Below are 15280 nucleotides of genomic sequence, written 5' to 3' on the forward strand. Positions count from 1 at the left end.
GTTATCCATATAAAGGCTGACTTCGGTCAGCTTTTTTGCTTGTCTTCCTTTGATCCTAGCTGGTTTTGGGTTTTCAGGGTCTCCTAAAAATGTTATAATAGAGTGTTACTAAATTGGGTTCCATTAGCCCTGAAAGGAAAATCAAATGACAAAATCATTCTACATCACAACACCTATCTATTACCCATCTGGTAAATTGCATATTGGTTCAGCTTATACAACCATTGCCTGTGACGTCTTGGCGCGTTACAAACGCATGATGAACTACGATGTTTTCTACTTGACTGGTCTCGATGAGCACGGGCAAAAGATCCAGCAGAAAGCAGAAGAAGCTGGGATTACACCACAAGCTTATGTAGATGGGATGGCGGTTGGAGTGAAAGAACTCTGGCAATTGCTCGATATCTCATATGATAAATTCATCCGTACGACAGACGATTACCATGAAAAAGTGGTGGCCCAAGTCTTTGAACGCTTGCTTGCGCAAGACGACATCTACCTGGGTGAGTACTCTGGTTGGTATTCAGTATCTGATGAAGAGTTCTTTACAGAAAGCCAATTGGCTGAGGTTTACCGTGATGAGAATGGCAAGGTCATCGGTGGGGTAGCCCCATCAGGACACGAAGTAGAATGGGTTTCTGAAGAATCTTACTTCCTTCGCCTCAGCAAATACCAAGACCGCTTGGTGGAATTTTTCAAATCCCAACCAGATTTCATCACGCCAGATGGTCGTCTTAATGAAATGTTGAAAAATTTCATCGAGCCAGGCTTGGAAGATTTGGCGGTATCTCGGACCACCTTTACTTGGGGAGTTCCAGTTCCATCTAATCCAAAACACGTGGTCTATGTATGGATTGATGCCCTTCTCAACTACGTGACAGCTCTTGGTTATGGTCAAGAAGATCATGAAAACTTTGATAAGTTCTGGAACGGAACCGTCTTCCACATGGTTGGAAAAGACATCCTTCGTTTCCACTCCATCTACTGGCCAATCCTTCTTATGATGTTGGATATCAAATTGCCAGAACGCTTGATTGCCCATGGTTGGTTTGTCATGAAAGACGGCAAGATGTCTAAGTCTAAAGGGAATGTCATCTACCCAGAAATGTTGGTGGAACGCTTCGGCTTGGATCCACTTCGTTACTACCTCATGCGCAGTTTGCCAGTTGGTTCTGATGGGACTTTCACCCCAGAAGACTATGTGGCTCGCATCAACTATGAATTGGCCAATGACCTTGGAAACCTCCTTAACCGGACGGTAGCCATGATCAACAAATATTTTGGTGGTCAAGTTCCGGCTTATGTCGAAAATGTCACTGCATTTGATGCTGAGTTGGCTAAGGTAGTTGAAGAAAACATCGCTGAATACCACAAGCAAATGAACGCGGTGGATTACCCACGCGCTTTGGAAGCCGTATGGAACATCATCTCTCGGACCAACAAGTACATCGATGAAACAGCTCCTTGGGTCCTCGCTAAAGAAGATGGTGATAAGGAACAATTGGCAGCGGTTATGGCTCACTTAGCTGCTAGCCTTCGTGTTGTGGCTCACTTGATCCAACCATTCATGATGAACACCTCAAACGCCATCATGGAACAACTTGGCTTAGGATTGGACTTCGATCTTGAAAACTTGACTTTAGCAGCCTTCCCTGAAAATATCACAGTGGTTGCCAAAGGAACTCCAATCTTCCCACGTCTCGACATGGAAGAAGAAATTGCCTACATCCAATCTCAAATGACTGCAGGTAAACCTCAAGAAAAAGAATGGATTCCAGAAGAAGTGGAACTCAAGTCTGAAAAAGATGAGATCAAATTTGAAGACTTTGACAAGGTTGAAATCCGTGTAGCAGAGGTCAAAGAAGTGGAACGTGTCGAAGGATCAGACAAACTGCTTCGCTTCCGCCTAGATGCAGGAGATGGCGAAGACCGTCAAATCCTCTCAGGTATCGCTCAATTCTATCCAAATGAACAAGAATTGGTTGGCAAGAAACTCCAAATCGTGGCCAACCTCAAACCACGGAAGATGATGAAGAAATATGTCAGCCAAGGTATGATTCTTTCCGCAGAACACGGAGATCAATTAACAGTCTTAACGGTTGATCCATCTGTACCAAATGGAAGTATCATTGGTTAAACGAATGTCCAATTTGTCCTCAACAAAGATAAGAAACCTCGGAAAGCAGGCTCTACCTATCAGGTTTATTTTGTGCAAGAAGGTACGAAAGGAACTAGTCCTGGACAAGAGCTGATCATGACCTTGATTCCTGAAAATGTTCAAGGGCCAGACCGTGTAGTTTCTCCTTTGAGACGCATCTTTTATCATCAAGCTTCTTTCCAAACCTACCAAGACAAGTGGTGGGAAGCTTATCCTGCTCCAAAGAAAGAAGTGGATCTGGATATTTCTGCGATTAATAGTGGAGACTTTTCAAGTCTAGTGGGTACCTGGCGCAATGCGAAGGGGCAGGAAATGGTCATTCAGGCGGATGGTACAGTCAAAGGACAAGGAAGGATTAAAGCAGTAGCAAATTCAGATAAGACTAGCAAAATCCCTTATGTCGAGTTGAGAGTGGGAGAAACTGGTGCAGCTGTTGGTCTCTTTAAGATTGGGTTTGAAAACCCTGATGGAGACCAGTCAGACACGAGAAAGCCTCGCTTGGTCATTACCCAATCAGCTGGGAACTATTCAGTGGATCAATACTTCTATCGTCAATAAAGAAAAATAAGGATAGGATTTCAGTTGGTTTCCGATGCTAGAATGGGATCTATTCATTCTCTAGTGATTATGATTGATTGGTGACTTCATGGTTCATGCATATAGTGTAGCGGATGATGGGGCAAATCATGAAATAGGTCGTCACTAAGAATAAGGTGACATTACCTGATAGGAATCGACCTCATTTTGGAGTATGATGGAAACGAAGTTCATAGGTCCTATCGTATGTAAAGGAGAAAGAAATATGATAATGTTTTATATGGTGCCTAGACGTATGGTATTGAAAAAACATGAAATCCAAGAGTTTCGTGGTATTGCAGAAGGTTTAGTAGGGGAGAGTGGGATTGATGTAGACTTCCCATCAGAGACCCCACCCGCAAGAGGAATGAAAGTTGTGGGCTGGATTCTTGCCCTGTCTATGCTAGGTTTGCTTGGAATAGCAGTGCATGTCATCCGTTTACTTGGATTTAAAGCAGAAGAATCGCTTGTAGTGATTGGAAGTTGGATGTTATTGTTCTTGCCAGTCCTTCTTTTATGGACAGTTGGAGTCGGAGTGTGGAGCTATTTGTTCCGTCGTTACCAAGATAAATTATGGCTTGAATTAGGTGATTTATTAGATATTGCTGATGAGGCAACCATTGCTTTACATGAGCAAAACCGTTCAGACATCGCTGCAGAGATCAAACGGGTAGAAAGACTTGTTAAAAAATACAGAAGATACGGAGTATAGAACCTAGAAAAACTATCTTGGTGGTTTGAAAAGAGAACAGTTAAAGTCCTAGAATGGATGGAAAATGGACTTCTAGCCGTAAGGGAAATCGGGAAAAATACTTTGACTTCAAAGGAAAACCAGGAAAATTAATTTTCCTGGTCAGAACGTAGACAAACGTCATTTTTGGCGTTTGTCTTTTTGTATGTTCAAAAATATTTTGTCTTATCATCTACTATTCCATCCAAAAACTGGATTTAGAATAAAATAAAAAGGGATATTCGCTATCCATTTCACCAATCTTTTGATATCTAAGCATGCCAAAGTAAGCCCAACCTTATCTTCAATTTTGGACTTTCCTTTCTCTCTAGTGTATCTCAAGTTATGATATTCCTTAGCAGTCCCAAAGAGTCGCTCAATTGTTTCTTTGCGCTTCTTATAAAGCTCCTTCATCCCTCTTTGGTGGTGAATCTCTTCACAAAATTCAAGATCATCTTTCCATACATGTCTCGTGATTACTTTTTGGTGATTTTGGCTTTGGGTACAAATGGATAATAGGGGACAAGAAGCACATACTTTGGGATTACTCTTATACTCACGATAACCTTCTCGAGTCGTGGTGCGATAGCTTAACACTTGGTTCTCTGGACAAAGGTAACAGTCATAGAAAGTATCATAAACAAAATCATTGGGCCTTAAGTTCCCCTTTACTCCCTTTGGACGAGTATAAGGGAAGACAGGGATGATAATTCGCTCTAATAAATAATGGGCAATAGCTGGTGTCTTATAGCCTGAATCCGCAATAATATAGTGTGGGGAGAAGGGTTCTAACTTTGAAAAAAGATCAGGGAAGGCTTGACTATCATGGACATTTCCTGCTTCAACCGTATAAGCCAAAGCCTCACCATGCTTATCACAAGCTACTTGGGCAGAATAGGCAAACACTTCCTTATGTTCACCCTTGTGGAACCAACCACTCTCAGGATCTGTTGTTGAGATTTTCTTTTCTTTAGCCTCGCTTTCTGTTACGGGCTTTAAGGACTTTTTTTCGTGTTTTCTCCTATCCAAATCAATCTCAACTGCCAATTGTTCACTCATAAATTTAGCTTCTTGCTCTACCCATTCCTTACGATACTTGTGGCTGTTAGCTGAAGCTTTGATATGGGTACCATCCAAAAATAGTTCAGAAGGATCAATTAAGCTAGTACATAAAGCTTGATTGAGCACTCGCGAAAATATCTTTGAAATTAGTTCTCTATCTTAAAAACGACGACTGTAATTCTTTCCATAGGTGGTAAAATGAGGGACCTTGTCATCTAAGGTTAGTCCAAGAAACCAACGATAGGCAACGTTTACTTCAATCTCTTTAATCGTTTGGCGTATAGAATGGATACTATAAAAACATTGAATCAAAGGGATTTTGACTAACATGACAGGAGCTAGACTAGGACGACCGTTATCTGGACTATAGGTATCTTCTACCAAATCATAGATAAAGTCAAAATCAACCTCTTTATCCACTTGTCGAAGAAAGTGATCTTCTGGGACTAATTCGTCTATCGTATAGAAGCCATATTGGCATCGATTATAATCTGGTTTTTCTTTGTGAAACATAGCGAACATCTCACAATTCTTCTTACCTCTATTATACGAGTTTACACAAAGAAAAGCCCTTAGAAACTTATGTTCCAAGGACTTTGTCTTCAATCTGAAGCACTCCTGTGGAGTGCTTTTCTTATAACAATACATGTTCTATTCATCTGGCCGGTATTCTAGGATATCTCCTGGCTGACAGTCGAGTTCTTTGCAGATGGCTTCAAGGGTGGTGAAGCGAATAGCTTTAGCCTTGCCGGTTTTGAGGATGGAGAGGTTAGCTGTCGTGATGCCGATTTTGTCGGCTAGCTCATTGGATTTCATTTTTCGCTTGGCCAGCATGACATCTAGATTGACGATAATCATGGCACCCTCCTTAAATGGTTAGCTCATTTTCTTCAGCAATCTCAATCCCTCTCTCTAAAATCTTGCCAGAGACCCAGACGATTGGAACGGCAAGGAGAAGCCCTGTATTAAAGGTAAATTTGAAAGTGAAGGGAAGGAGATAAGCATTTCCACTGGTTTCAAGTGTGCCAGACATAAAAGACAAGACCAAGAGAATCTTCCAAGCTCGGTTGCAAAGATTAATGTTGGAGTGAGAAAAGATCTTTTCTTGGTAGAGATTTTGGAGGAAGCTACGAATAGTGATGAGAAGGTAAATATAGATAGCGCTTGAGGCTAGTGGGAAGAGCAGCTGCCAGAGAGGTTGTGGATGTTGGGGAAAGAGCTGGATGCCATTCGCATCAAAGGACAAGCGACCTGATTGAATGAGATCTTTGAAAAGGCCCATGCGGGAAAGCAGATGGACGACCAATGCAGCCACGGTCATAAAGCCACAGAAGTAAATGAAAGCCGTTAAGACTTCAATGACATTTTTTAAGGTTTTTGAGTTTTTCATCGCAAGCCTCCTTGAAGTTTATTTATTTTTCACTTATAGTATACTCTTTATAAAAAATTAGTCAATAAAAAAGTATCGAAAAACGATAAAAAAATAACGATAAACAAAATATTGTTTTTGAAAAACAGGTATTCTCTGCTCAAACTAGTCGGTTTAAGACGGGGAAACCACTACATAGAGGGGAATTTTACTATACTGTCGATTTAGGGTATACTAGTGTAAAGATCTTATTCCATGGAGGTAGTGAAATGAATCTTAAGTGGAAGAAAAAATACCTGGGGCCGATTTTGGGGCTGGTCGGAGCAGTTGTTCTGATCGGTGGAGTCTATCTCTACTCTAGTTCCAACATCCAACCAGACCATCAAAAGGAATTTAACCAGACCAGTAAGAAGGTCACCAAGCCAAAAGAAAAAGCTATTGACCTGAGTGGTGACTACGTCTCTAATGAACGGGATGAAGCCAAAATCGAGAAAAAAGGCAAGGCCTGGAAGATCGATTACCAAACGGCTGACGGCAAGGTATCTGCTGAATTTAGTACGGATTGGAAGGTCGAAGGGTCTAATAAAGTTTCGACAGGCAAGATGAAAAAGTCCGATGGCAATACAGACTTTACAGTCACTGTTCGTGTCTTTAAATACAAGACAGATAAGAAGCCTTTGATCACGATCACCATGTCTGACAAAAATCCCGACCACGAGATGGTCTTTGCCAATCGAGAGGATTTTTTCAAATCGACAGATCCAAATGATGTCGTCCTTGATGGCAATCTCTCACCGTTTGAAGGGGCCTATTCCAATGATACCTATGAAAAGGAAATCGCAGCTTCGGGTTTTAAACTCTATGGCTATACTCCTGAAGAGTATTACCAAAACAAGACCAGCGCCTTTCCAAGCATTGTAAATAGTGAGACCGGCTGGATTTTCTGGAGTGGAGGGACTCGGGCGAGTTATCTTTTCAATAAAGAAAAAGAGCCCAAAAAGCGAAAAGGCTATTATGAAGTTTATTTCACTGGGGCAAATGGGACTGCGATCCAAGGGCAAGAGCAAACCTTGTACTTGATCCCAGCAGGTGTGACAGGTCCTGATGGAGTGGCTTCTCAAGAACGTCGGATTCTCTTTGGTGACGCGGCTTTCCGTGATTACCATCTAGAGTGGTGGAAAGCTTACCCGCAACCGAAAAAAGAGAAAGACTTGGATATTGCGGCCATTAACGGAGGCGACTTCTCAAGCTTAGCTGGAACCTGGCGCAATGGCAAGGGTGCTGAAATCGTCATCCAAGCAGACGGAAAAGTCAAGGGACAAGGCAGCCTCAAGGCTGTTGCGGACTCGGATAAGAAGAGCAAGATCCCTTATGTTGAGATGAAGATGGGTGAGACCGGTGCTGCGATTGGACTTCTGAAAATCGGTTTCCAAAATCCAGATGGAGACCAGTCTGATACCAGCAAACCACGTCTAGTGGTCACTCAATCTGCAGGCAACTACCCGGCTAATCAATATTTCTACCGTCAATAAAAAGTTTGAGACAGCTTTGTCTCAAACTTTTTTACTGTCTAAAAGGCAGCTATCTATTTGCAGAATGCTAGTTCCTAGCATTAAAAGGAAAAAAATGTAAAAAAGGCTTGACAAAGCAAATAATTAGCAGTATGATTAACTAGTTAATTAACTGATTAATAAACTGGTTAATAAAAATAAAAAAGAGGTGAAGGATGATTAGGAGAAAAATGAAGGTTCTGGGATTCTTGTTTCTCGGTTTCTTTCTGCTGACAGCTTGTGGAAGTCAAGGAAATGCGGGCAAGCCCCCTTCTAAAAAAGGTCTTAAAATTGTCACGAGTTTTTATCCCATCTATGCCCTGGTCAAGGAAATCTCTGGCGATCAAAATGACATCTGGATGGTTCAGTCAGGTGCAGGGATCCATGATTATGAACCCTCAACCAAAGAAGTAGCCCAGATCTATGATGCGGATGTGTTTGTCTATCATTCTCAGACCCTGGAATCTTGGGCCGGCCGCTTAGATCCCAATCTTCAAGGTTCCAAGTTGCGAGTGATCGAAGGCAGCCAAGGAATGACCCTTGATAAGGTGGCTGGATTAGAGGATGTCGAAGCTGGTCAGGGAAAAGAAGCCAAGCACTTGTATGATCCGCATACTTGGTTGGATCCTGTAAAAATCGCAGAGGAAGGAAAGATCATCGCCCAACGTTTGGGAGAGATCGATCCAAAGAACAAGGAACTCTATCAGGCCAATGCTCAAAAGCTTGAAAAGCGCTGTGAGGACCTGGTAGCCCACTACCAGCCTCTCTTTGACAAGGCCAAACAAAAGACTTTTGTGACCCAGCATACGGCCTTTTCTTATCTGGCCAAACGCTTTGGTCTCAAGCAGTTAGGGATTGCAGGGATTTCCCCAGAGCAAGAACCGACCGCTCGGCAATTGGCCGAGATCCAGCAGTTTGTCAAAGACTACAAGGTGAAAACGATCTTTGTGGAAAAGCACACGTCGTCAAAAGTAGCAGATAGTATCGCCAAGGCAACAGGGGCGCGTGTCAAGGTCTTGGATCCACTGGAAGCCGATCCACAAAACGATAAGGATCTATTAGAAAATTTAGAAGAAAATATGGCGACTTTAGCCAAGGAATTAGAGGAGTAAATCAAGAATGAAGAAAAAGGGAACGATTGGAATTGTAGCGACCTTAGGAATAGGGCTCTGTGCCTATGCGCTCAGTCAGCAACCACAAGTCAAGGAAGAGAAAAAGAATCAGATTCAATACCTGCAGGCAGAAAAGAAATCGTCATCGACTGACACCAGCAAAAAGGAAGACAGCATCGAAGCGGTCAATGCCAAGGAAAAGACCCAGGCAGAGCAGATTGTCATCAAGATTACAGATGAAGGTTTTGTCACTTCTCATGGGGATCATTTTCATTACTATAGCGGCAAGGTTCCATTTGATGCCATCTTTAGTGAGGAGTTGATTTTACGGGATCCAACTTACCAGCTGCAAGAAACGGATATCGTGAGTAAGGTCAAGGATGGCTATATTATCAAACGCGCTGGGAAATACTATCTCTACTTAAAGGATGCCCAACATACAGTCAATGTGCGCTCGATTGAAGAGATCGCCCAACAGCAAAAAGGGGGCGTAAAAGAAGAAGGGGAAACGGGATCGGTGCAAGCGAGCTCCTCGCACAAGGCAGGCCAGACCCGTGACTTCCGTCAACCGAGTCAAGCGCTGAAAGAAGGGAAGACTCTTGAGATGCTGACGGCTAAAAACCATACAGGTGGTGGCTACCGTACGGACGATGGTTATGTCTTTAGCCCTGGAGATGTCATTTCAGATACAGGGGACGGCTTTATTGTGCCCCATGGTGGCCATTTCCATTATATTCCAAAGAGTGCCTTATCTGCTGGCGAGTTAGCAGCAGCTCTCACTGTCTTAGGTGGTCAAGCTGGCCATCAGGCTGGAAACTCACACCTAGCTGGAGCAAGCACAGAACAAAGGCAAGGAACTTCAGATCAAGCCTCTCCAAGCCTTGGGAAGCAAGCGAGCAACCAGCCGTCATCCAGTCCAACCAATACACAGACGACACCGACGACGTCTAAACCGGCTGCCTCCAAACCGAGTCTAACCCTGACCAACTTGATCGAAGAATTGCAGAAAGCCCCGTTGTCTTCTCGTCATGTGGAGTCTGATGGTTCTGTCTTTGATCCAAGCAAGATTACCAAGTGGACCGATCAAGGGATTGTCTACCCTCATGGGGATCATTTCCACTTTATCCCATACAGCTCCCTATCGCCTTTAGAGCGTGAGTTGGCGCGGCAATTCCAATTGCTTCGTGCTCAAGGATCTAGTAGTCCAACAGAAGGAAGTCCAAGCTTGCCTTCAAATCCGAGCACAAAACCAGTTGATCCTGATCATGAGCATGGCGACAGTCACGAGCACAAAGAGGAGCACGACCATGGCTTCCACGCAGACAAGGTCATCAGCAAGGACGAGGAAGGCTATATGGTCGCTCATGGCAACCATGCCCATTATTTCTATAAAAAGGACCTCTCTCCTCAAGAGATTGCAGCAGCAGAGGCAACTCTAGCTGGTAAGAAAGAAGAGGACAAGGGTCAGCCCCTGACAGATGATGTTGCGACCTATTCTCGTGATGCCTCAGATGAGGAAAAGATCCAGTACATCAGTAAGACCTATGGTGTCCCTCGTGAGGCCATTAAGATTTCCAATGGTTTCTTTGTCTTTAACAATCCAGACCAAGAATACGATCCGACCCACATCCATCCTTATGCTGTTCGTAAGGAACATGTCCGGATCCCACTTGAAACTGGCAATCCTGAACTAGACTTTATCAATGAACTCTATGCAACAGCGCTTCGTTCAGGGATTTCTCCTTATAGCCTCCAGATTGAAAATGGCCAGTTTGTCATCCCGCATGGCGATCACAACCACTACATCAAGGTGCGTTCAGCAGGACTAGCAGACTACTTAGCCCACCGTCTTCCAACCATCCAATCGCCATATAAAAAAGGAGACTTGGACAAGAAAGTCGTAGAGGACAAGGTCAACCAACTCTTAGCAGAAAGCCGGACTCTCTATGCTTCTGATCCATTGCAACAAAGACGGATTGAGCTCATCTTGGGCCACTTCTTGGAAAATGTCAAGAGTTTCCCAAGTAACTCAACAGAGGGCTATCTGGCAAGTCTCAAACAGGTTGATGAGCAGTACATTCATGCCACTCAAGCGGTCAAGCCAAAAGAAGAGACAGCCTTGGATCGTCGTTACCAAGAATTGCTGGAACAAGTGCGTTTGCTAGACACAGAAGCCTTCCAATTGAAGAAGGAAGAGTTGGTCTCTCAATTGCAGGAAGCCTATGCTGCCAAGGACAGCAAGCGTTTAGAACAGGAAGGGAAGCTATTAGAAGCTGTTCAGGAGATGCAAGATCGGACGGGTGTGACCTCGGTCGACTATCTCAAGTACTTCTATCAAAGCCTGAGCGATGCGCGCTTGATACCAGAACTGCGTACCAAGGCGGCAGATCTAGCCTTGAAGCTCTATCGGGCTCAAGCCTTTGAAGAAGCCTGGGATTCCAAGTCTCACTTTATGGAACTCTACCAAACCAAGCAAGCTATTGACCAGCTCTTCTCTCAGGAAAAAGGCCAAACCTACCCTATTGAAAAAACAGTCTTGGATCAAAAAGGAAGTCAAACCCCATCCTACAACGTAGCGGTTTATGATTTCCTCAAAGGCTTGTATGGAGAGTTGGACAAGGCAACAGAAACCCGTCAACAGAACAAGATTTTGACAGCTCTCTTAGAGCAAATCCAGTCGCTCTTGCCACAAGTCGAAGACCAAGGCAAACGAACTGCCTTTGAAACAGGCTTGGCTCAACTTGGAAAAGAATCTGATCCAGACAAGGCTATTACAAGTGGGGAAGCACTTCTACGCGAAATCAGTGATACCATTGAAAAGCAAAAACAAAAGCAAACCGAAGAGCCTCAAATTGGAGATGTCGCTCTTTATCAACAGCTCTATAACCAGTTGATGGCCTTGCACCAACAATTAGTGGACAAGGGAGCTAGTGATGCTGTATTTGATCGCTTAGAAGCTCTCTTTGACCAATTGTCTAATCCAAAGAGTGATAAAGCAGCCTTACTACAGGCCATCCAAGCCTTCCAGGCAGAATTGGCAGCAACGCCATCTGCAAGCGAAGCGGGCAAACCAGCTTCGACAGCTGAAACGCCTGTCGCTACAGAGACTCCAGCAGCAACAGAAGCAGCAGCTTCAGAAGGGAACAAGCCTGCCACAACTGAGACAGAAACAGAGCCTGCAAGCTCAGCTGTAACAGAAGCAAGCACACCAGATGCTCCATCTCCTCAGAACCAATAGAAAATAGAAAAGAGAGTGGGACAGAAATCGGTAATTCGTTAGAATTCGATTTCGTCGTCCCACCTCCGCACAGTTGAGTAGGGCTGTCAAAGCTGATGAAATCAGCGTAGTAGAGTCCACTCAACCACTGCGTCTTGCTCGACAATCCAAAAATAATTGAGAGGCTAGGACTTTTGTCCCAGCCTCTTTTTGCGTTCTAGTGAATAGAAGAAGTGGTCTCTTTTTTCAGTTTTTGAGTCTCACTCCTTGTGCTCCAGGAGCAGTGGCGAGGAAAGCTCGACTGCTTTTTTTCGCTTGAAAAATGCGGCCATTTGAACCAGGATGCGGGGGACCGTCTGCCATTTTTTCCAAGCTTGAAAGCGGGTGTCGATGAGCTGCTTGGCCAAGCGTTCTAACATTTCCCGTTCGGTTGGATCCAAATCCTGGGCATTTTGGAGGATTTCCTTGGCCTTAGCTAGTTGCTTGAGATCGGTTAGGTCATTGATGGAAGTGATGCCGGCATCCAGAAAAATGCCAAAAAAGGTGTCAAAAAACTTCTTGCGCTCCTCTGCCGATGTTTCGCGTACCCATTGCTTCAAGGTCAGATCGGTCTGTTGGCTATCGGGACTGGTTTCAGAAACGGTCATAAAGCTGTAGTCCTTGATTTCCCAAGTAAAGGCGTCGTGCTGGGCAAAGCCACCAAAAGCGCGACTTTTGACAATGGTCGTTGGTTCTGGCACTTCCAACATCATGCCAACAATGGACCCTTGAGGGACAAAGCGACGAATGTTTGGAGACGTGCGCTGGTAGCCTTCGGTTTCGATAATGGCCTTGTTGAGGCCAGGAGCATCGTAGCTGTAGATCGCGTCGATCCGTTCAAATAAGGAATCAGGTAGATACGAGCAAGCATAGGTCGCAAGGTTGCCCCCTTTGGAGTGACCGGCTACTAAGAAACGTCCTTTCGGAAATTCTTTCATGACATGTTGCAGGTAGCTGGCTGCGCGCTTCTGAGCAGGAACATGGTCCATATAGGTCATGTGGAAGTCTTCCTTCCAGCCGATCAAGGTATCATCCGTTCCTCTGAAAACGACCAAATACGTATCCAGACTAAGCCGATAGGTCATGGCCGCAAACTGTTTTTGCACATCGGGATCGTATTCATCGACATAGTTGAGGAGTTTGATGTTCTTAAAGCGCTTTGAAGTAGCCAACTCATCGACTAATTGCAGGTGCTGGTTACTCACGATGAAATCGGTAGTCCGATCGATCAGTTCCATCGCATCAGACAGGCGCACTGGAATTCCTGTTGTATCTCCTTGAGGCACAATGTGTCCAAAGGGCAGATAGGTCAGCTCTGTCAATGCGAGAACATCCAGCTCCTTGAAGGGACGGTCATATATGGAATCGTAAGTCACTTCTTTTAGGTAATCAAAAATAGTCGACATTTGTGCCTCCCGTGTTGTATTTCTTTCAGTATAGCACAAAAATGGATGGAGAAAAAGCGCCTCCCATCAAGAAAAGAGGAGTGAGATCATCTTTCCCTCTGAAACAGCCTTTTTCTCTGCTTCTTAATCTGTTATAATAGGAAGAAGAAAAAAAGAAGGAAAGAAAGCCATGCATAAAATTCTCTTAGTCGAAGACGATGACATTATCCGCCAACAGGTCAAACAATTATTGGAACAATGGGGCTATGAAGTGGTCGCAGTCGAGGATTTTATGGATGTCCTAGGAATCTTTGTCGAAAGTGACCCCCACTTGATCCTCATGGATATTGGCCTGCCACTCTACAACGGCTACCACTGGTGCCAGGAGATTCGCAAGGTTTCAAAGGTTCCGATCATGTTTCTTTCTTCACGGGATCAAGCCATGGATATTGTCATGGCTATCAATATGGGTGGAGACGACTTTGTCACCAAGCCCTTTGATCAAAATGTCCTCCTTGCCAAGGTTCAAGGACTCTTGCGCCGCTCTTACGAATTTGGGACAGATCAAAATCTGCTAGAGCACCGGGGAGCCATCCTCAATCTCAAGTCCACAGACTTGGTGTATGAAGGGGAAGTCATTAATCTGACCAAGAATGAATTTCAGATCCTGCGCGTCCTCTTTGAGCATGCGGGCAGTATCGTGTCGCGCGATGACATGATGAAGGAGCTCTGGAATAGCGACTTCTTTATTGATGACAATACCTTGTCTGTCAATGTGGCCCGCCTTCGTAAGAAATTAGAAGAGGCTGGCTTATCAAACTTCATCGAAACCAAGAAAGGCATCGGTTACGGGTTGGTTCATGAATAAATTTGGAAAGATCTTTTGGCAGTATGTGGTATCCCGCAGGCGCTTGCTCTATCTAGTGCTTATCTTTTTGATCGTCGATCTGGTCTTTGCCTATCTCTTTCCAGAGACGGGGAAGGTTTTTCTCTATGCGACCCTGGTGCTAGGTTTTTTTACTCTTTGTATCTTGATCTGGGATTTCGTTATGACCTTTCAAGACTATCGAAAAGCTGCGCTTTATGAGGAAATAGAGGCTGCTTCGCCCTTGGAACACCTTCTTTATGAAAAATACAGGGAAGAACAGCAGGAGCGTCTGGAAGAAGGTAAGACAGCCCAGGCCAAGTTCAATGACCTGATGGATTACTATACCCTCTGGGTTCACCAGATTAAGACGCCCATTGCGGCCAGCCAGCTCTTGGTGCAAGATGTCGAGACGCCCATTGTCAAGCAGCAGATGGAACAGGAGCTCTTTAAGATTGACTCCTATGCCAATCTGGTTTTGCAGTACCTGCGACTGGAGAGTTTTCATGATGATCTAGTCTTAAAGCGCGTGTCGGTAGAAGACTTGGTCAAAGAAGTAGTCCGCAAGTATGCCCTCTTTTTTATCCAAAAGAACTTGACCGTGGACCTACATGATTTGGGGCAGGAGGTCATCACCGATCGCAAGTGGCTCCTGGTCATCATCGAGCAGCTCTTGTCCAATAGCCTCAAGTACACCAGCACCGGTGGAATTGAAATCTATTTTAAAGACCAGACTCTCTATATAAAAGATAGCGGGATTGGGATCAAAAATAGCGATGTCCTTCGCGTCTTTGAGAGGGGCTTCTCCGGCTATAATGGCCACCTGACCCAGCAATCCTCAGGGCTGGGACTCTATCTATCTAAGAAAATCGCAGAGCAATTGGGCCACAGGATCACCCTCCATTCAGAGGTCGGTCAAGGCACGACCGTTGCCATTCGCTTTGAAGAGAAGAAGTTGGTCATGGATTAAGATTCCCCATCTTACAAAAATGTAAGAAATAAACGGTAAAATGAAAGGTTAGGTTATGGTAGCCGCCTTTTATTTTTTATACAATAGTCTCATCAAATGAAGGAGGTCAAGAAAATGAAACTCTTGAAATGGATGAAACAACTCAAAAAGACTGAGAAACCCTGTAACCAAACCGATCTTGAAAAGACGGAATTTGGTCTCCAAGTCCTGCAACAAACCCAAGAATTTTTCTTGATCTACTAGTAAA

At 44.3% G+C, this 15280-nt stretch carries 12 protein-coding genes and 1 pseudogene; 9 read left to right on the top strand and 4 right to left on the bottom strand.

Going from position 1 to position 15280, the window contains the following annotated elements:
• Positions 1-145 precede the first annotated feature (145 nt).
• The 3 genes from metG to O3602_RS03185 all read left to right on the top strand — a co-directional run bounded on the left by metG (position 146) and on the right by O3602_RS03185 (position 3446).
• On the top strand, positions 146-2137 hold the full coding sequence (gene metG / locus O3602_RS03175; protein WP_151379159.1) for a methionine--tRNA ligase: 1992 nt from the start codon (positions 146-148) through the stop codon (positions 2135-2137).
• A gap of 72 nt (positions 2138-2209) precedes the next feature.
• On the top strand, positions 2210-2716 hold the full coding sequence (locus tag O3602_RS03180) for a DUF6287 domain-containing protein (RefSeq protein ID WP_270298864.1): 507 nt from the start codon (positions 2210-2212) through the stop codon (positions 2714-2716).
• A gap of 244 nt (positions 2717-2960) precedes the next feature.
• The gene (locus O3602_RS03185) at positions 2961-3446 is read left to right on the top strand and encodes a hypothetical protein (protein ID WP_270298862.1); all 486 of its coding nucleotides are present in this window, start codon (positions 2961-2963) and stop codon (positions 3444-3446) included.
• A gap of 207 nt (positions 3447-3653) precedes the next feature.
• Here the strand turns inward: O3602_RS03185 and O3602_RS03190 are convergent.
• The 3 genes and pseudogenes from O3602_RS03190 to O3602_RS03200 form a co-directional block, all read right to left on the bottom strand.
• Positions 3654-5039: pseudogene (locus O3602_RS03190) on the bottom strand (IS1182 family transposase).
• A 138-nt stretch (positions 5040-5177) separates the two neighbouring features.
• On the bottom strand, positions 5178-5384 hold the full coding sequence (locus O3602_RS03195) for a helix-turn-helix transcriptional regulator (protein ID WP_003006064.1): 207 nt from the start codon (positions 5382-5384) through the stop codon (positions 5178-5180).
• A 10-nt stretch (positions 5385-5394) separates the two neighbouring features.
• Entirely contained in the window at positions 5395-5916 is a 522-nt protein-coding gene (locus O3602_RS03200; RefSeq protein WP_270298859.1) for a DUF2975 domain-containing protein, read from the bottom strand.
• A gap of 248 nt (positions 5917-6164) precedes the next feature.
• On the opposite strand from O3602_RS03200, the gene O3602_RS03205 reads away from it, so the two are divergent.
• From O3602_RS03205 to O3602_RS03215, 3 genes are all read left to right on the top strand, one after another.
• Positions 6165-7427, top strand: coding sequence for a DUF6287 domain-containing protein (locus O3602_RS03205; protein WP_371611133.1), 1263 nt, complete (start codon positions 6165-6167; stop codon positions 7425-7427).
• Between the two features lie 209 nt (positions 7428-7636).
• Positions 7637-8557, top strand: coding sequence for a metal ABC transporter solute-binding protein, Zn/Mn family (locus O3602_RS03210; RefSeq protein WP_369088361.1), 921 nt, complete (start codon positions 7637-7639; stop codon positions 8555-8557).
• A 7-nt stretch (positions 8558-8564) separates the two neighbouring features.
• Positions 8565-11795 carry a pneumococcal-type histidine triad protein gene (locus tag O3602_RS03215; protein ID WP_371611134.1) on the top strand — a complete coding sequence of 1077 codons (3231 nt, stop codon included), beginning with the start codon at positions 8565-8567 and terminating at the stop codon, positions 11793-11795.
• A 239-nt stretch (positions 11796-12034) separates the two neighbouring features.
• Here O3602_RS03215 and O3602_RS03220 read toward each other — a convergent pair whose 3' ends face one another.
• Complete coding sequence (locus O3602_RS03220; protein WP_371611135.1) at positions 12035-13219, bottom strand: DUF2974 domain-containing protein; 1185 nt, start codon at positions 13217-13219, stop codon at positions 12035-12037.
• 169 nt (positions 13220-13388) lie between these two features.
• On the opposite strand from O3602_RS03220, the gene O3602_RS03225 reads away from it, so the two are divergent.
• The 3 genes from O3602_RS03225 (at position 13389) to O3602_RS03235 (ending at position 15276) form a co-directional block, all read left to right on the top strand.
• Entirely contained in the window at positions 13389-14066 is a 678-nt protein-coding gene (locus tag O3602_RS03225; protein ID WP_371611136.1) for a response regulator transcription factor, read from the top strand.
• A complete protein-coding gene (locus O3602_RS03230; RefSeq protein WP_371611137.1) occupies positions 14059-15033 on the top strand; it encodes a sensor histidine kinase in 975 nt (324 codons plus the stop codon). The genes O3602_RS03225 and O3602_RS03230 overlap by 8 nt, the downstream gene beginning before the upstream one ends.
• Positions 15034-15147: 114 nt before the next feature.
• A complete protein-coding gene (locus O3602_RS03235) occupies positions 15148-15276 on the top strand; it encodes a hypothetical protein (protein ID WP_256263225.1) in 129 nt (42 codons plus the stop codon).
• Positions 15277-15280 lie beyond the last annotated feature (4 nt).

The organism is Streptococcus sp. 27098_8_186 (assembly GCF_041432055.1).
GTDB classification, from domain to species: Bacteria; Bacillota; Bacilli; order Lactobacillales; family Streptococcaceae; genus Streptococcus; species Streptococcus dentalis.

Excerpts from the sequence above, each read along its gene's own strand:
- metG (WP_151379159.1), top strand. The coding sequence starts at position 146 with ATGACAAAATCATTCTACATCACAACACCTATCTATTACCCATCTGGT.
- O3602_RS03185 (WP_270298862.1), top strand. The coding sequence starts at position 2,961 with ATGATAATGTTTTATATGGTGCCTAGACGTATGGTATTGAAAAAACAT.
- O3602_RS03195 (WP_003006064.1), bottom strand. The coding sequence starts at position 5,384 with ATGATTATCGTCAATCTAGATGTCATGCTGGCCAAGCGAAAAATGAAA.
- O3602_RS03200 (WP_270298859.1), bottom strand. The coding sequence starts at position 5,916 with ATGAAAAACTCAAAAACCTTAAAAAATGTCATTGAAGTCTTAACGGCT.
- O3602_RS03205 (WP_371611133.1), top strand. The coding sequence starts at position 6,165 with ATGAATCTTAAGTGGAAGAAAAAATACCTGGGGCCGATTTTGGGGCTG.
- O3602_RS03210 (WP_369088361.1), top strand. The coding sequence starts at position 7,637 with ATGAAGGTTCTGGGATTCTTGTTTCTCGGTTTCTTTCTGCTGACAGCT.
- O3602_RS03215 (WP_371611134.1), top strand. The coding sequence starts at position 8,565 with ATGAAGAAAAAGGGAACGATTGGAATTGTAGCGACCTTAGGAATAGGG.
- O3602_RS03220 (WP_371611135.1), bottom strand. The coding sequence starts at position 13,219 with ATGTCGACTATTTTTGATTACCTAAAAGAAGTGACTTACGATTCCATA.
- O3602_RS03225 (WP_371611136.1), top strand. The coding sequence starts at position 13,389 with ATGCATAAAATTCTCTTAGTCGAAGACGATGACATTATCCGCCAACAG.
- O3602_RS03230 (WP_371611137.1), top strand. The coding sequence starts at position 14,059 with ATGAATAAATTTGGAAAGATCTTTTGGCAGTATGTGGTATCCCGCAGG.
- O3602_RS03235 (WP_256263225.1), top strand. The coding sequence starts at position 15,148 with ATGAAACTCTTGAAATGGATGAAACAACTCAAAAAGACTGAGAAACCC.